Annotated in this window: 15 protein-coding genes; 6 read left to right on the top strand and 9 right to left on the bottom strand. The window is 39.0% G+C overall.

Annotated elements, in window-relative coordinates; all coding sequences use genetic code 11:
- The first annotated feature begins 123 nt into the window (after nucleotides 1–123).
- Nucleotides 124–1,284, top strand: a complete 1,161-nt coding sequence (locus KTHG_RS19810; protein WP_139996095.1) for an acyl-CoA dehydrogenase family protein — start codon at nucleotides 124–126, stop codon at nucleotides 1,282–1,284.
- A gap of 65 nt (nucleotides 1,285–1,349) precedes the next feature.
- Here KTHG_RS19810 and KTHG_RS19805 read toward each other — a convergent pair whose 3' ends face one another.
- On the bottom strand, nucleotides 1,350–2,246 hold the full coding sequence (locus tag KTHG_RS19805) for an NlpC/P60 family protein (RefSeq protein ID WP_126989559.1): 897 nt from the start codon (nucleotides 2,244–2,246) through the stop codon (nucleotides 1,350–1,352).
- 224 nt (nucleotides 2,247–2,470) lie between these two features.
- On the opposite strand from KTHG_RS19805, the gene KTHG_RS19800 reads away from it, so the two are divergent.
- Entirely contained in the window at nucleotides 2,471–3,670 is a 1,200-nt protein-coding gene (locus tag KTHG_RS19800; protein ID WP_139996093.1) for a class I SAM-dependent rRNA methyltransferase, read from the top strand.
- Nucleotides 3,671–3,793: 123 nt separating this feature from the next.
- Here the strand turns inward: KTHG_RS19800 and KTHG_RS19795 are convergent, their stop codons facing one another.
- A complete protein-coding gene (locus KTHG_RS19795) occupies nucleotides 3,794–5,623 on the bottom strand; it encodes a S8 family peptidase (RefSeq protein WP_186439698.1) in 1,830 nt (609 codons plus the stop codon).
- Between the two features lie 236 nt (nucleotides 5,624–5,859).
- Here KTHG_RS19795 and KTHG_RS19790 point away from each other — a divergent pair, with 236 nt between their 5' ends.
- Complete coding sequence (locus KTHG_RS19790; protein ID WP_126989562.1) at nucleotides 5,860–6,333, top strand: hypothetical protein; 474 nt, start codon at nucleotides 5,860–5,862, stop codon at nucleotides 6,331–6,333.
- A 45-nt stretch (nucleotides 6,334–6,378) separates the two neighbouring features.
- On the opposite strand, the gene KTHG_RS19785 is transcribed toward KTHG_RS19790, so the two are convergent.
- The gene (locus tag KTHG_RS19785) at nucleotides 6,379–6,996 is read right to left on the bottom strand and encodes a PH domain-containing protein (protein WP_126989563.1); all 618 of its coding nucleotides are present in this window, start codon (nucleotides 6,994–6,996) and stop codon (nucleotides 6,379–6,381) included.
- A gap of 105 nt (nucleotides 6,997–7,101) precedes the next feature.
- Between KTHG_RS19785 and KTHG_RS19780 the strand changes: the two genes are divergently transcribed.
- Complete coding sequence (locus KTHG_RS19780) at nucleotides 7,102–7,794, top strand: response regulator transcription factor (protein WP_126989564.1); 693 nt, start codon at nucleotides 7,102–7,104, stop codon at nucleotides 7,792–7,794.
- 4 nt (nucleotides 7,795–7,798) lie between these two features.
- Nucleotides 7,799–9,211, top strand: a complete 1,413-nt coding sequence (locus KTHG_RS19775; protein ID WP_139996089.1) for a sensor histidine kinase — start codon at nucleotides 7,799–7,801, stop codon at nucleotides 9,209–9,211.
- Nucleotides 9,212–9,347: 136 nt separating this feature from the next.
- On the opposite strand, the gene KTHG_RS19770 is transcribed toward KTHG_RS19775, so the two are convergent.
- The 6 genes from KTHG_RS19770 to KTHG_RS19745 form a co-directional block, all read right to left on the bottom strand.
- Entirely contained in the window at nucleotides 9,348–9,980 is a 633-nt protein-coding gene (locus KTHG_RS19770) for a DedA family protein (RefSeq protein ID WP_186439697.1), read from the bottom strand.
- 169 nt (nucleotides 9,981–10,149) lie between these two features.
- On the bottom strand, nucleotides 10,150–10,506 hold the full coding sequence (locus KTHG_RS19765; protein WP_139996087.1) for a YxeA family protein: 357 nt from the start codon (nucleotides 10,504–10,506) through the stop codon (nucleotides 10,150–10,152).
- Between the two features lies 1 nt (nucleotide 10,507).
- On the bottom strand, nucleotides 10,508–12,400 hold the full coding sequence (locus KTHG_RS19760; RefSeq protein WP_139996085.1) for an ABC transporter permease: 1,893 nt from the start codon (nucleotides 12,398–12,400) through the stop codon (nucleotides 10,508–10,510).
- Entirely contained in the window at nucleotides 12,387–13,151 is a 765-nt protein-coding gene (locus KTHG_RS19755) for an ABC transporter ATP-binding protein (RefSeq protein WP_139996083.1), read from the bottom strand. Before KTHG_RS19755 ends, KTHG_RS19760 begins: the two co-directional genes overlap by 14 nt.
- Before the next feature lie 133 nt (nucleotides 13,152–13,284).
- Nucleotides 13,285–14,433: a VanZ family protein gene (locus KTHG_RS19750; RefSeq protein ID WP_139996082.1), complete on the bottom strand. Its 1,149-nt coding sequence runs from the start codon at nucleotides 14,431–14,433 to the stop codon at nucleotides 13,285–13,287.
- A gap of 63 nt (nucleotides 14,434–14,496) precedes the next feature.
- Complete coding sequence (locus KTHG_RS19745; RefSeq protein ID WP_126989570.1) at nucleotides 14,497–14,787, bottom strand: DUF6509 family protein; 291 nt, start codon at nucleotides 14,785–14,787, stop codon at nucleotides 14,497–14,499.
- Between the two features lie 132 nt (nucleotides 14,788–14,919).
- On the opposite strand from KTHG_RS19745, the gene KTHG_RS19740 reads away from it, so the two are divergent.
- Complete coding sequence (locus KTHG_RS19740) at nucleotides 14,920–16,098, top strand: alanyl-tRNA editing protein (RefSeq protein WP_139996080.1); 1,179 nt, start codon at nucleotides 14,920–14,922, stop codon at nucleotides 16,096–16,098.
- The last annotated feature ends 713 nt before the right edge of the window (nucleotides 16,099–16,811 follow it).

Here is a 16,811-nt window from a genome sequence, read left to right as displayed (position 1 = left end):
GTTTAGACGGCTCCTTTTTTTAGTTGCATATGCCCTATATGGATTTTTCTGACTATTATCTGTATGATGAAAGTATTCAATTTAATTCTTACTAACAAACTATGTTTTAAGGAGATGCTTTATATGGCTGCACTTAATGCTTTTATTAAAAATGACAATCAGCAAGCGATGATTACACAATTACATACACTAAAAAGAAACATCGAGGAACGCGGTGCAAAGGCCGATTTAGAAAATAGTTTCCCCGCTGAAAACTTCGAAGATTTATTAAACATTGGCTATAACAAAGTCACGTTACCCGAAGCATACGGCGGACTTGGCTTTGGTATTTACGATATGATTTTATTCCAAGAAACACTCGCAAGCTTTGATGCGGCAACGGCTTTATCGATTGGCTGGCATCTTGGTATTGTTGGTGATTTATATGATAAAAAACTGTGGGATGATGCGCATTTAGAAGATTTCGCAAAAAAAATCGTGAATGAGCGCGCTCTAACAAATCGTATTTTAAGCGAGGTCATTACAGGGAGCCCCACACGTGGTGGACGCCCTGGCACAAATGCGATATTTAGTGACGGGCAGTGGCATGTAAATGGCCATAAAAGTTTCGCATCTCTATCTTATGCAACGACACATTATATTACTTCTGCATGGATTCCTGAAAAAGAATCAATCGGCTTTTTCTTAATTCCACAACAAAGTAATGGGTTAACGATTAAAGAAACATGGGATATGATGGGCATGCGCGGTACAGCAAGCCATGATTTAATTTTTGATGATGTCGTCTTACCAGAAGATGCGCTCGTTGAACTGAACAATAAACCGCGCGGCGCAAAGGTAAATGGCTGGGCACTGCATATTCCAGCTGTTTATTTAGGCGTTGCGCAAGCGGCTCGCGATCATGCGCTTGAATTTGCGCGTACGTATAAACCAAATAGCTTAGATTTCCCGATTGGTCAGCTCCCTCATATTCAAGAAAAAATTGGTCAGATGGAATTGAAGCTTACAACATCTCGCCATTTCTTATATGATGTGGCACAAAAATTTGAGGACCCGAAAACACATGACTATGCGGCAGGCCTGTTAGGTGCAGCGAAACATGTTGTTGTGAATAATGCACTTGATATTGTCGATATTGCGATGCGTATCGTTGGCGCACAGAGCTTAAAGACAAGCAATCCACTTAATCGCTATTATCGTGATGTGCGTGCTGGACTTCATAATCCACCAATGGACGATATGACGATTACAAAATTAGCGACAGCGGCTTTAGAAGAAAACTAAAAAAAGAAGGCATCGTGCCAACACGCGATGCCTTCTTTTTTTGAAACTATATCTTATTTTTACGATTAACGGAATGTACCATAACCAACGATACGTTTATCCCAGTAACCATCATAAAGGTTTGAATATTTTACACTGTTTCCTGCCGCATGAAGTAGTTTATTATTCCCTGCGTAGATTGAAACATGTGATACACCGCCACCTGATGTGTTGAAGAATACTAAATCACCTTTTTTAAGCTGTGATTTTGAAATCTTTTTTGAAGCTGTGTATTGTGCTGCTGACGTGCGTGGAATCGTTTTGCCTAACACTTTTTTATACACATAGCTTGTGAAGCCAGAGCAGTCAAAGCCATTTGGAGTCGATCCACCCCATACATAAGGAACACCTAAGAACTGTGCACCGTATGATGTTAATTTATCATATGATGATGAGTTTGATGTTTGTGATACATATGATTTTAAATTTGATTTTGGTGTCCAGCCGTAGCCATTCACTTTTACCCAGCCAGCACCATTTACTGTGCGGTAATATGAAGTAGTAATCTTTTTACCTGATGCAAGTGTACCTAAGCGTTTATTATGTCCACCTGCTAAGTTATAGTAGTTTTTCGCTTTTTTCGTTACGAATGTTTTCTTATATGTTGATGCACTAGAGACTGTTAAGCGTTTAATATTAGCCCCAACAATCCAGCCTCGTTTCCCACCATTGTAAGAAATTTTGTACCATGTTTTACCGTTTACAGTACGTTTATGCGTAAGTTTAATTTTTTTACTCTTTGAAACTGTGCCGACTTTTTTAGATGCTGCGCGGTAATAAACATTTTTCGTAGCTGTCGTCACATATGTACCTGACACCTTCGTTGCTTGTGATGTTGCTGCGCTTGCTTGCGTTAAATCGATGCTCGTGACTGTCCCTAAACCTACTGCTGCTGCCATTGTTGTTGCTAGAATTTTCTTCAAAGTTAATCTCCGTATTCTTTAGTATATTTTTGATATTTAAAATGTTTTTTATTATTTTTTTATTATTAACTAATACTAATTCTAGGATAATAACCCTTGTCATACAACGACAGTATGTTTACAAATCAATTAAGAAATATGACACGAGAATACTTTTCTGTAACATCGCTTTATTATTTGAAACATGAGATAATAGAAGAAACTTAAAAATGAAGGATGACATTATGCGAGAAACTATTACATTAACGATTGACCCCGAGTACGCTGGAGATTTAAAGAAAGGCTATCCACTTGTTCTACGTAAAGCAGTAACAGATGCGGATATGGCCCGTTTAGAAGAAGGCGATATTATCGAAGTAGTCGACCACCACAAGCGCTTTATTGGTAAAGGCTATCACGGCAATCAAAATAAAGGAATTGGCTGGGTACTATCGACAAGAGAAGACCAAGAATTAGACCAAGCATTCTTTACAAAAAAAATTAACAAGGCACTTGCACTACGTAAAGACTTCTTCAACGATGACGATACAAATGCTTTCCGCGTTTTTAATGGCGAAGGCGATGGCATCGGTGGTTTAACAATTGACTACTTTGATGGCTATTACATGATGAGCTGGTATAGCGCAGGTATTTATTCATTCCGTGAATTTGTTATCGAAGCATTAACAGAGCTTACACAATTCCATGCATTATATGAGAAAAAACGTTTCGATACGAAAGGTATGTATATGGAACAAGATGATTTTGTAGCAGGTACACCTGGCGATTTCCCAATCATCATTAAAGAAAATGGCATCAACTACGCAGTCGATTTAAATGATGGTGCAATGACAGGTATTTTCTTAGACCAACGCGATGTACGTCGTACGATTCGTGATAAATATGCGGCTGGCACAAATATGTTAAATACTTTCTCATACACAGGTGCTTTCTCTGTTGCAGCTGCAATCGGCGGCGCAAACAAAACAACAAGCGTAGACTTAGCTTCTCGTAGTCTAGGCAAAACAATCGAACAGTTCTCAATCAATGGTATCGATTTTGAAGAACAAGATATTAAAGTAATGGACGTGTTCCACTACTTCAAATATGCAGCGCGCCATGAAATGAAATTCGATTTAGTTGTATTAGATCCACCAAGCTTCGCACGTACGAAAAAAATGACATTCTCTACCGCAAAAGACTATCCAAAATTATTAAAAGATGCGATTGCGATTACAGAGAAAAAAGGCTTCATCGTCGCTTCAACAAACAATGCAAGCTTTGGTATGAAGAAATTCAAATCATTCGTAGACCAAGCATTTAAAGACACAAATACTAAATATAAAATCGTTGAACAATTTGGCTTACCAAAAGATTTCCGCGCAACACGTGAATTCCCTGAGTTCAACTATTTAAAAGTTGTCTTCATTCAAAAACTTTCATAAGTTAAATACGAGGCCAATATAAACGAAAAAACACGTTCAAAGTATCATTTTTGAACGTGTTTTTTTAATAAAAATAAATAAATGCGCCTGCGCTGTTTCTAGAAGAATGTTAAGGGATGTATTTTAAAGTTCAAAATAAACGATGATATGCTTATCAATCATTTTGTTTTTCGTCGTTTTTACGTTATTACGTTCGAGCACGAAGGCATAGCGCCCGGGCTTCGCATTCGCTGGTAGCTTTAAGCGAAGTGTCTTACTATCAACTTTACTGACCTTATAGCCAGATACGGTTGCCCCGCTTCGTTTCAATCGATAGCTCGATGATTTAACCGATTTTAATGCCGTCGAAAATTTAATATCGCTATATCCCTTTGCAAGCATTTTATTCAAATTGCTCACGTTCACAAACGATGCCGTCGTTTTATCCTTTGATAAAACAACGGCATGTTTTTTTGTAGCGGCAGTACGCATTTTTTTACGCTTCGACTGACTTAATTCATCGCTTAAACTATATAGCTTTGAATAGTCATCGCGCATATCTGCTTTTGCTAAATTCGAAAATAAGGACTGCATCGATTTTTTATGACGATCAAGGTATTCTTTAGAGGCCGTCTTTTTTGCGGTACGCACAACAATGCCCTTTGCCTTTTTCGCCTTCTTGCCTGCCGTACTCACCGGTATCACTTCGATTTTATGCTTAGAATTCGTTTTAAGCTTCGTAATCCTATACGTCGTATTCGTTGTTGTTTTCACACGTTTCCCATCAACATATAGCTCATATTTAGCAATCGGCACCGTGACATTTTTCGGCATACTGTACTGAATACGCACCTCATTTTTTCCGATATAATCTGTCTTTAATGTGCTAAGGGGTTGAGGTGCTTGTAATGTATACGAGATAAGTCCGTAGCCATATAGATTATCTCGCCCGGCACTCCCTAAATCCTCGGTATAATTACGTAAATAGCTACGAAGCTTTGCTGTCGACCATGTAGGATACTGCTGCTTGAGTGTTGCGATTCTCGCCGTGACATGTGGTACCGCAAAAGATGTACCACTATACAATTTATTTGTTAGGCTCGGTATTTTTTCACCTGGTGCAACAAATTCGAGTTCCTTACCCCCATTTGAAAAATCAGCATGTTCTTTTTCTTTATTAATTGCGCCGACTGCGATAACTTCCTTATAGGCTGCGGGATAATTAATGGGTTTTTTCGAATAGTCATTCCCAGCCGCAGCGACCATCGTGATGCCTGCTTTTTCAGCAGCTTGTACCGCATTATGTAGCAATTGATAATCCTTTTTTGTGCCAAGCGACATATTTAATACGTCTAAGTCATTATCAATCGCCCAATCAATACCTGCTAAAAAATCAGATACAGAGGCTTCATTGTCATCATCAAAAATTTTAATACTATATAAATCCATATTCGGTGCAATGCCTGGTAAATATTCATTCGTTGAGGCTAAAATATTTGCGACCATTGTTCCGTGATTTCGAATATCTCGGTATGCATCACTATCAACGAGGGTGATACGATGTACTTTTTCTAAGCCTGATTGCCAGTTAACACCTGTATCGAGCATCCCTACTTTAATATTTCCCGCCGTTAAATCATGACTCCATGCATACGTAGTATTTAATAATGCTAAATTCCAAGGGATATCCTCACTAAGCGTGTTAAGCTCGATATCACGTGTTTCAACGAGCGCAATATGTGGATCTTTCTTCAATTGTTTCAACTGTGTTGCTGTAAAATCACCTTCAACTGTCTTTAAGTTTTCATAATGATTCTCTATCCCTCTATGGTTCTGTTGAATGTTCGCTAATCCTGTTGCATCATTATATATCACAATGGCCGTCTGTTCCTTTGCGCTTGCTTGTGATGTCATAAAGAACACACTACAAACCGCTAAAAAACAAATGACACTCCATTGACAAAAGCTTTTCATATTCTCCACCATTTCATTTTAGTTGTTCTAACTATAACGTATTTCACCCCAATTGTTGAATGGTTCATTGTTCGCTCAAATTTTTATACGTTGAGATAGCTTAATTTTAGGTATTCTCAGCTAAAGACAAAACATGCTAAGCTAAATCTCAAATGTGCAATGTTTTGAAGTCTGTTCTATAATAGAAATTATTGCACTAACAACTGGGACATTTACATATGAGAAGGGATTTTACATTGAAGAACAAAAATTTCAAAATTCGTCTAAATGGTTGGTCGGCACTAGTCATTATTTTACTAGGGCTCGTATTATTTGTTGGCGCGATCGTATTCATTCCGTTATTCGTAATGTTCGGTCTCTACAACATTCTTGCAAAATTTGATTTTGCCCATATCGATTTATTCGAATCTTTTTGGCATGATATAACGTATTTTGGCGGATTTATTTTATTACTCGTAATTTTAGTATTTGCACTCGATTTTTTAACGTTATTTATTCTTGCAGCATTTAAGATTCAAATTACGACACTTGTGGATCTTTTAAGTATTATCGTACAAATGGTCATTTCAATTGGCCTTTTCCATCGGTTTGTTTTGCCCTACTTTGATCGCATTTCGATTGAATGGCCGGGTCTCATCATTTTATTTATCTTGCTTTATGGCATCATCGCCATCTTTAGTTACGAAAAAAAAACACCGATAGAATCATAAAAAAAGAAGGCACCGCGCTTTGGCACGATGCCTTCTTTTTTTAGGTTATTGATTAATGTACAACTCAAACACATCGCCGTAGTCCACGCGTTTGTATTCCTTCTTATGCTCGACTAACCAGCTATTTGAAAAGCGTGTAATTTGCTCAAATGACTGCGAAGGCGTCACCGTACCCGCAGAGCTGTTACGCCCTACCGCAGAAGCCGCTAAATTTAAACTCTGCTGTGCATATTCCATTTTAATCGTGTTATTATACATGATTGTTGAAATCTCATGTAATGCTTTATATAAATCTTTAATTTCTGTATCGAATTTTTTATGAATGTCGATCGACACCGGCACACCCGCTACGGTAAATTTAATTTCTACATCTAAATCAATTGTACCGGCTGTTTCAAGTGTCACATCTGTAAAGGTTGTTGTCTCATAGTCATAGCGACGAAGTGTACGCTTTTTACTCATCGCACTCGTACCATCAACGTGAATTAATGCTAGGTTCGTGAAGCAGTACTCATCAGATTTTGTTTTAATTAGAAAATAGATTTTTTCCTGTTTTTCATGTTTTACAAAATCATCTGATTCCGTTTTATCGAAATCCTCTCTTGGTACGACAATCCCAATATCTGATAAACCTAACGCATCTGAAGCCATTTTCTTAAACATCTAATTCCCCCATTCATGTTGTTACTATTCTTTACCCCGAAATCTATCAAAAGGTTTCATTTTTTTTGGCGCTTTCTCTATACTGAAGAAAAAGGTGGGATTACGATGACAGAGCATACGATTTTAATTGTTGATGATGAACCTGAAATTGCATCATTACTTGAACGTGTTTTACATAAAGAAGGCATGCCTCATACCGTCACAGCAAGCTCGGTAGCAGAGGGCTATACACAATTTAAGCAGGCAGGGCCCTCTCTCATGCTGCTCGATATTATGTTACCAGACGGCGAAGGGTATGAGCTATGCAAAAAAGTACGCGAAGAATCCAATATTCCGATTTTATTCATGTCTGCAAAAGATGAGGAAGTTGATAAATTACTCGGACTTGCAATTGGCGGCGATGATTATATTACAAAGCCCTTTAGCCCAAAAGAGGTTGCTTACCGTGTGAAGGCACATCTACGCCGACTCGGCTATCGTGAGCAAGAGCCACAAGTCATTCAGGTAGGGCCCTTCACGATGGATGCCGCTGAAACGAGTGTGACGAAAAATAATCGTGCACTCGATTTAACCGCTAAAGAAATGGGCTTGATGGCATTATTTATGCATCACCCAAATCAAATTTTAAGTAAGGAAACCTTATTTGAACGTGTGTGGGGTGAAAACTTTTTTGGCTCTGACAATACAATGATGGTCCATATTCGTCGTCTGCGTGAAAAAATCGAGGATGAGCCCTCAAAGCCACAGCATATTATTACTGTAAAAGGACTTGGCTATAAATTCGTACAAGGGAGCTGATACGATGCGCTGGAAAATTGCGAGTCGCTTTTTATTATCGACCATTATCATCGTCATTATCGTCCTTGTTGTAAATACGATTATTGGCATTAGTCTTATTTGGTATCAGGCCACACAAGAACAATTCAAAAATACACCAGAGCAATTTACGCGCCAGCTAGCGAATGAAATTTCTGGTAGCAATGAAACCATTTCTCTCTCACCAGCAGGGAAAAAACGTCTTGATGAACGAAACGCCTGGCTACAAGTACTTGATGATAATGGTAATGAAATTTATCGCTACCGGGTTGCCAAGGAATTTCCAAAGCATTACAGTCCGAATGCATTAATTAATAACTATAAAAACCGCATTGTCGCAGATACGACACTTTATATTAGTGAAACAAAAAAGGGGCAAAGCTATTTTGTTGGGATTAAAAATTCAAACGTTCAGCGCAGCGTTTTTACGTTTGATATTCAAACCGCCGCACTCATAATTGGGCGTTACTTACTCATCTTTTTATTTGTCGATATTTTAATTGCACTCTTGATTGGCGTCTTTTTCGGTCAAAAGCTCACAAAACCACTGCATCAATTAATCGAGGGTATTAGTACTTTACGCAAACGTAACTTCACACAAATGCCAGTGAAAAGCAGTGTTTATAAGGAAGTTTTTGATAATATGAATGAGCTATCAAATACGCTAGATATGTATGAAAAAGCACAGCAGCAACACGAGAAAATGCGTGATGAATGGATTAGTAATATTTCACATGACCTAAAAACGCCTCTTGCATCCATTCAAGGTTATGCAGAGCTACTTGAATATGCCAATACACCTGAAGAGGTCGCTGAATACAGCCAGATTATTACGCAAAAATCACATTATATGAAAGAGCTACTCGATGATTTGAATTTAACAATGAAGCTACGTAATAATGCCCTGCCGCTTCAATTAAAGGAAACGAATCTCGTACCCTTTAGTCGTGAAATCGTCATTGATGTATTAAATGATGAGGCATTTGTGGCGCGCTCACTTGATTATCAAGTAGCGGATGACGTGATTATGACAATGATTGACCAAAAGCTGATGAAACGCGCATTATTAAACTTTATTGATAATGCATTTATCCACAATGATGAAGCGGTCAATGTAACTGTAAGTGTTTCAAAAAGTTATCCACAGGAAATTTTAGACGATGAAAAGTTATCCACAATGCGTGCCTGCATAATGATTCAAGATACAGGTAAAGGCATCCCTGAAGATGAGCTGAACAATATTTTCGAACGCTATTACCGTGGTACGAATACGACAAATACACGTGGTACCGGACTTGGGACGGCGATTGCGCGTGATATTGTCGAGGCACATGGTGGTCGCGTTGTACTCCGCAGTGAACGAGGTAAAGGGACGACCATTTTTGTGTTACTTCCTTAAAAAATAGGCTGGGACAAAACACGTCATTTTCTTTAGCGTTCGCAACGAAAAACCGGAACCGCACCACAGCGCGATTCCGGTTTTTCTTATGCTCATAGGAGAGGTTTTTTTATACGTATGTCATAGCCTCTTTTTCTTAATCACGCTCTTTTACTTGAATTAAATTCGCATCTTTTTGACGTTTCTTTTGATACAATTTAATACCTGCATAAATCACAATGCCGATAACAATGACAATAATGACAGGTGTCATATATTCAGAGAATAATGCACTCGCCTCTTCCCAGTTTTCACCGAGCTTCATGCCTAAATAAATATAGAGCGCTGTAATTGGTAGCATCGCAGAAAACGTATAAATCGAAAATTTCCAAACACTCATTTTTGTCATGCCACACGGTACGGAAATCGCTGTACGCACGATTGGTAAAAAGCGCGCAAAGAATGCCACACCGGCACCGTATTTATCAAAGAAGCGGTCTGCTGCATCTACTTGTCGTTCATTAATTAAAAAATATTTGCCGTACTTCACAACGAGCGGGCGGCCACCGTAACGTCCAAGCGCATACAATGTCAGCGGTCCAAGCGTCCCCCCGACTGTCCCTGCTAGTACCATGCCGATATAATTAAACTCGCCATTTGCGACCCAAAAGCCTGCAAGTGGTAGCACAATTTCTGCTGGAATAAATTCAAAGCATAATGCTAATAGCACGCCAAAATAGCCGAGACTTTTAAACATCATGATTAACGATAAAATCAACTCTTCAATCACTAGAATACTCCAATCTTATTTTGTCGTTTCTTCGATTTTTACATACATTCATTTAGCAATGCAACTATGAACAACAAAGCACATCATGTAAATTTGATTTTTGCCATAGAGCCGCCATATATTCCTATTAAATTTAAAAAAGAGGCTGCATTTTCGCAACCTCCTTCCATTACTTCAATTTAGCCTGTGCTTTTTCAGGAATTTCCTCAAACTTCACTTCATCATACGACGATACGCCATCTTTTTTCACATACATTTTTAAATACGCATCTTTGCGTAAATTTTTTTGTGCCATAAACTCAAGCTCACGTTCTTTACCATCTTCATTGTAGGCTGGTAGTTTGTAATTATAATCCTTATACACTTTACCGTCTGAGGCACGAGATTCCGATACTTCCCCGTCCTGCGTAATTTGTAAATAGTAATGATCTGCATTCATACGATTAAAGTCAATTGTCATAAGTGCATAGAGCGCACCAAGGCAAACGACAAATAAAATCGCGATTGTTAGTAGAAATTTTTTCATATTATACACCCTCCGTTTGAATTGTTTGTTTTATCATTTTTGTATACGACCATACCGTTAATACATAGAATAACGCATAGATCATTGTGTACGCGAGCATCCACATGCATACTGGGATAATTAAATTCATACTTAGTAAACTCGAGAATGCCTTTAGTGCGACTGCACTGTGAAGGATACCGATGAGTAATGGTACGAAGAAAATCACAACATTTTGTCCTGCAATCGAGCGACGCATGGCCTTCATTGATACCCCCATTTTATGAAGCATCACATATTTTGCTTTGTCCTCTTCTGCCTCTGTCAACATTTTAAAGTAAATGATGCTGCCCGTTGCAGCGAGGAATACAAGCCCTAAGAAGCTACCGATAAATAGTAGCACCCCCATGCTTTCAACATTTGCCTGCATATCTGCCGGCTGACTGCTTAACTGTGCATCTTCTGGGAGTATTGTCGCCACTTTTTTCGCATCAGCCTTTGTCGCATCTGGGTCGATGACGACACGGAAATGTTGAAGTTTTGCTGTTTTTTTTGCAGCAAATGTATCGTATACGTCATCAGACACAACCATTGTTGAGTACGCAAGCGCTGAGTTCAACACATTATACGGTTTGTAATCGATGACTTTAAAATCTTCTTGCTTCGTTTGTAGCGTCATATTCGTATAGCTCGGTGAAAAACGTTCATCATATGCCGCATCAAGCGCATAAAATTGATGACCCTTCACATGAATTTCATCACGCTGTTGTACATTCGCTAAACGATTGTACTCACTTTCTGATAGTAATGTATACGCCATCTTCTCGCCGTTATACGTGAAGTTTTGTTCAATTGTTTCGACAACACGGTTATAATCCGCATCCCCAACGATACGATTGATTTTTTTCGTTGTCGCCTCGTCCTGTTCGACAAACATATACGTGTTTGGATCCATTTGTTTAACAGTTGATGAAATATTGTAATACAAGCCGAAGACCGCACCACCCGCTGTAATCGTAGTTGCGCTTAAAATCGCAATGAGCGTAAGTGTCGTCGCATGTGCCTTCACACGATGTAATAGCTGTGAAATGGTTAGCACACGCAGATTGCGCCATAGCCATTTTTCGGATTTTTTCAGCCATTTTAACATCGTTCCTGTAAAGCTATGAAACAATAAATACGTTCCAATAATCGTTGCGAATAAAATAACCATTGGGGTTACTAAGAGGCCGAGCACCTGCCAAATTTTACTCGTCATATCTTGTAGCGCAAGGAAGTAACCAAGTCCAACTAAAAAGACGCCAATAGCTGCGATGACTGGATTGGGCTTTGTAACAGCCTCTCCTTTTGCTGAAGCATGGAATAGATCAATCAATTTAAATTGATAAATGACGCGGTAGCCTTGCAGTGACGTCACAAGAAAAATAATCATAAAGATGATGACTGTATTCATTACTGCCTGCCATGAAAAGGTAAACGGTGTCGCGACATCATAGCCCATTAATCGAATTAAAATCGACAACAGTCCTTTTGATGCCAGAAAGCCGATAATGATACCCGCAAGCAATGATACAGCGCCAAGTAATAAGTTTTCAAAAAATAGCATAAAGCCGATTTGGCGTTTTCGAACACCGAGTAATGCATAGAGTGCCACTTCTTTTTTACGCTTCTTCATAAAAAAGGCATTGCAGTAAAAAATGAAAATCGCGACAAAAAAGATTAATACGAACGCTGCGCCACTCATAAGTGAGCCAATTTTTTGTGAGCTTTCAATTTCGCGTTCAATGGTGTCGCTATATTTTAATGTGACAAACGTGAAGTAAATAACAATCGAGAACACCATTGATGCGATATAGAGAAAGTACTGCGAGAAATTACGCGCAACATTCTTTTTAGCGATGCTAAATAACGTCATGCGCGCCACCTCCAAATGTTGCGACTGTGCTTAAAATCTCTTGGAAAAATTCCTTTCGTGTTTTCCCCGCCTTATGAAGTTCTGTTGATAACGCCCCGTCTTGAATAAATAAAATACGCTCACAAAAGCTAGCCGCAAAGGCATCATGTGTCACCATCATAATCGTTGATTGTTTTGCTTCATTTAGATGCTGCAGACTTTCGAGTAAATCGGTCGCTGATTTTGAATCCAGTGCGCCGGTTGGTTCATCCGCTAAAATCATCGAAGGCTCTGTCACAAGTGCACGTGCCGCTGCCGTCCGCTGCTTCTGTCCACCTGAAATTTGTACGGGATATTTTTCGAGTAGATTTGCGATACCAAATAAATTCGCGATGTCCTGCACGCGCTGATTAATTTCACTCGCCTTCACTTTCGCTATAGCGAGTGGTAGTAAAATATTTTCTTTCACCGTCAGTGAATCAAGTAAGTTATAGTCCTGAAAAATAAAGCCGAGATGGTCACGACGGAAATCTGCCAACTCATTTTCACTCATCGCATGTAAATTTAAATTATTCATAATAATCGAGCCCTCAGTTGGTGTATCAATCGTTGCTAATAAATTAAGCAGTGTTGATTTTCCTGCTCCACTTGGCCCCATAATACCAACAAATTCACCCTTGTCGATTGAAAATGTAACGTCGTTCAGCGCAGTAACTTCATTTTGTCCTTTACCAAACTTTTTTTGTATATGTGCTACATCTAATAATGTCATATGCCATCCCTCTTTCATCATTGTTCATACTCTTACTATAAACGAGGCTCCTTACAGGTGGTTTATGCCAACCTTACAACAACCTTAATTCCACAAAAAAAGACGCCCCTTTTTGTAAGGAACGTCTTAATCATTATTTTTTACGTGTTGTATACAGATCTGCAGATTCGTCAAAGAAGAAGCGACGTTTTCCTTTACCAAATACGACAAGCATAATGTGGATAAAGAGTACAACCATTAAAATCGCCGTTAATACCGCAGAACCGAATGCTAAAAAGACAGATGCTTTGTAGTAAGGTGAAGCCATCGTTACTTCGACATTATTTAATACACCTACTATCGCAAGCGTAAAGTACGCCATATAAAAAGCGGCATACCGTTTAATTAAACGTGAAATCGTCGTTTTCTTCGATAACTTACTATCGTAGCGGAAGCGCATAATGGCGGTACCAACTGTGCGACCATTCCAAAGAATTGGTACGACGCACATCCAAAGGAATGATACGACCGAGAACACGATAAACGATGTTACTTCATTTTGATTCGTGAAGTGTAAAATAATTTGGCGAATAATATCTACTAAGAAAATATCAATCGCAATCGCAAGCAATACGGACATGGCTTTCACTTCATCGCGCTCTAATAAATATTTCGCGCGCGCATCAATGCGTTCTTTTGATGGGAAAATCGCAAGAGCCGCTGGTGCTAAGAAGAAGCCTAAAATGCCGCCCATTGTATTTAACATTAAATCATCAACATCAAAAATACGGTATGCGCAGTTGTAAATACCATAAATGCCGGTAATTTGTGTTACTTCATAGAATAATGTCACGAAGAAAGCAATAATCGCCGCTTTCCACCATAATTTTTTATGCGTTAAGAAATAACGTAAGTAAACGCCAAGTGGCATTAATAAAATGAAGTTAAAGAATGCTTGATAAAATGCCGGTTGTTTAAAGACGAGCATATACGTTGCGGGCCGTTTAATATCAAACCAGCCCCCACTTAATGTATCCGCAATAAAACGGAATGGCATCAGCGAATAATGCTGGGTATTGGGATTTTGCATTGCACACGTATTGCGCGTGTCAGGCAGTGGTAGTAGTACTAAAAATAGCGCTGATATCATATAAAAAATAAATGAAAATGATAATAACGTTTGGGATAATGAGAAAAAGCCGTGCTTGCGATACATATGTATCATCCAAGGAATCCATAATACGAAGCCTAATAACACAAAGGCAATCGAAGCAGAATAAAGCGGCTGCATATAAGCCGACATATTTATTCCCCCTTTCATTAAAAAAGAGGAGGCTTGACGATTGTCATAGCCTCTCCCTCGTGATTACTCTCCAGCTAGAATATGTTGCTTAACAAATGCCAACACTTCTGCTTCTTCATCGTCTTCTAAACCAAATTCAAGTACTTTTTGGTCTGATTTTTGAATGAAGAAATAATTTTCGATTTTAATGTCATCGTCATTTTTTGACACGATAACACGTAGGTCGATGCCACCTTCAGTATAAAGTTCATCTTCTTCGTCTACTTCGATATCTAATAAGAATTCGAAGCGTTGACCTTCCAAAATGTTTGTTGGATCTTTAATTTCTTCCATCATATATGCGAGAATGTTCATTCTTTAAGCTCCTTTAATACTAGTTCACTCTTTATGATAACGAATATTTTCAATTAGTAAAGTTTTGACTACTATTTTTCTTTCGATAAAATTCGGTACAATAGAAATAACACGAAAAGGAGGCGTTTTTTCATGCACGATTTATTTTATTACAAAGATGCGTACATACAAGCATTTGACGCAAACATTCTTCACACAGGGACAGACGACCAAGGCTTCTATGTCGTCTTAGACAATACAGCCTTTTATCCAGAAGGTGGCGGTCAGCCGGCAGATATCGGGACACTCAATGATGTACGTGTCACAGATGTTCAAAAAATTGACGGCGAAATCCGTCATTATGTAGACGCCGAACTTAGCGGTATGGTTCATGGTCAACTCGACTGGGCGGTACGCTTTGATCATATGCAACAGCATGCAGGACAGCATATTTTAACGGCCGCATTCGTTGAGTTATTTGATTATCAAACGGTGTCATTTCATTTAGGCTCTGGCACGATTACGATTGATTTAGACACAGAACATGTGACGCCTGCACAACTACAACAGGCAGAGGACCGCGCAAATGAAATTGTGCTTGAAAACCGTCCAATCGAAACGAAATGGGTAACGGCAGAAGAGGCCGCAAGTTATCCGCTTCGTAAGCAATTAAAATTCACTGACGATGTACGTCTTGTCATCATCCCAAACTTTGACTATAACGGCTGCGGTGGTACGCACCCACGCACAACTGGCGAGGTCGCAATGATTAAAATTTTATCAACTGAACGTCAGAAAAAACAAACGCGTGTGCACTTTATGTGTGGCGAACGCCTACGTGAAAATATGACAATGCGTAAAGACGTTATGGCACAAGCAGCGAAGCTCGTAAGTCGTCCAGAGAGCGAGATTGCAACTGGTATCGAGAGCTTACTTGAAACGAATAAAAAGCTTGAAAAGCAATTGGCACAAGCACGCGAGCAATTACTCGACATTGAAATCGCTCAATTAGCAGCAACAGACGACATTGTCATTGCGACAACATTTGATGATTACTCAATGCAGCAACTCCAAAAAATTGCGCGTACACTCACAAACGAGCATACTGACAAAACAGTAGCACTCGTATCCGCTGATGGTACGAAAACACAAATCGTTATTGCAAAAGGAAAAGAAACGGGCGTAGCAAAAAGTGCCAATGATGTCCTAAAACAAGTACTTACAGCCATTAACGGCAAGGGTGGCGGTAACGATAGCTTCGCACAAGGTGGCGGTGATACAACGGTTTCAACGACTGAACTGCTGGCAAATATATGTGCACAGCTACATTAATTAAAGAATCGTAATAAAAAAGGCATCGCGCTAAAGAGAACTGACCTACGAAAGTAAGACAAAGAAAAAGACACATTTTTTCAATTAAATTTGACGGACGCTTTCCTGGGGCATGGCGGAAGCCGCCTCGCAAGCTCACTGCGGGGTCTTCCACTCATGCTATTCCCCTAGGAGTCGCCGTCAAATTCTTATTTTGCCATCTTTTTTTCGATACGTAACTGAGATTTAGCTTTGCTAAAATATGCGTATAATTATCGTAGTTAACTATTTTAATACAGGCGTTATCATGAGTGTGTCTTTCCTGGTCACGCTCATGATAACGCCTTTTTTGATTGCTGATAAGCATACTGTACTTTTTAAAAGTGCTAGCTAGACTTCACTTTGTACCGCTAGCAATGTTTCTTCCGTTGGTCCTTTCTCCTAACTGCATTACTTTGTGTAAATGATGTCCTCACCATCTTCATTTCAGTCACTAGTGCATTTGCTAACTTCACCTCTAATCGTTTTCAATTTTATTTCACAAGCATACGCTTGTTTTTTTCATCAAAAAAACACTTCCAAAGATTATCCCCTTTGAAAGTGCCCTCTTTTATTTCGAAGCTATTAAGACAAATTTTGTCGCAAAAAAAAACTCATCAACATCGATGAGTCAAAAAAGAATATGAAAAGGGAGATTACATACCACCTGCAAAGCAAGTGGTTATGTATAGACG

This window comes from Kurthia sp. Dielmo, from assembly GCF_000307285.2.
GTDB lineage: Bacteria > Bacillota > Bacilli > Bacillales_A > Planococcaceae > Kurthia > Kurthia populi.
This window is presented reverse-complemented; position numbering and strand designations above follow the sequence as displayed.

Excerpts from the sequence above, each read along its gene's own strand:
- KTHG_RS19810 (WP_139996095.1), top strand. The coding sequence starts at position 124 with ATGGCTGCACTTAATGCTTTTATTAAAAATGACAATCAGCAAGCGATG.
- KTHG_RS19800 (WP_139996093.1), top strand. The coding sequence starts at position 2,471 with ATGCGAGAAACTATTACATTAACGATTGACCCCGAGTACGCTGGAGAT.
- KTHG_RS19795 (WP_186439698.1), bottom strand. The coding sequence starts at position 5,623 with ATGAAAAGCTTTTGTCAATGGAGTGTCATTTGTTTTTTAGCGGTTTGT.
- KTHG_RS19785 (WP_126989563.1), bottom strand. The coding sequence starts at position 6,996 with ATGTTTAAGAAAATGGCTTCAGATGCGTTAGGTTTATCAGATATTGGG.
- KTHG_RS19780 (WP_126989564.1), top strand. The coding sequence starts at position 7,102 with ATGACAGAGCATACGATTTTAATTGTTGATGATGAACCTGAAATTGCA.
- KTHG_RS19775 (WP_139996089.1), top strand. The coding sequence starts at position 7,799 with ATGCGCTGGAAAATTGCGAGTCGCTTTTTATTATCGACCATTATCATC.
- KTHG_RS19765 (WP_139996087.1), bottom strand. The coding sequence starts at position 10,506 with ATGAAAAAATTTCTACTAACAATCGCGATTTTATTTGTCGTTTGCCTT.
- KTHG_RS19760 (WP_139996085.1), bottom strand. The coding sequence starts at position 12,400 with ATGACGTTATTTAGCATCGCTAAAAAGAATGTTGCGCGTAATTTCTCG.
- KTHG_RS19755 (WP_139996083.1), bottom strand. The coding sequence starts at position 13,151 with ATGACATTATTAGATGTAGCACATATACAAAAAAAGTTTGGTAAAGGA.
- KTHG_RS19750 (WP_139996082.1), bottom strand. The coding sequence starts at position 14,433 with ATGTCGGCTTATATGCAGCCGCTTTATTCTGCTTCGATTGCCTTTGTG.
- KTHG_RS19745 (WP_126989570.1), bottom strand. The coding sequence starts at position 14,787 with ATGAACATTCTCGCATATATGATGGAAGAAATTAAAGATCCAACAAAC.
- KTHG_RS19740 (WP_139996080.1), top strand. The coding sequence starts at position 14,920 with ATGCACGATTTATTTTATTACAAAGATGCGTACATACAAGCATTTGAC.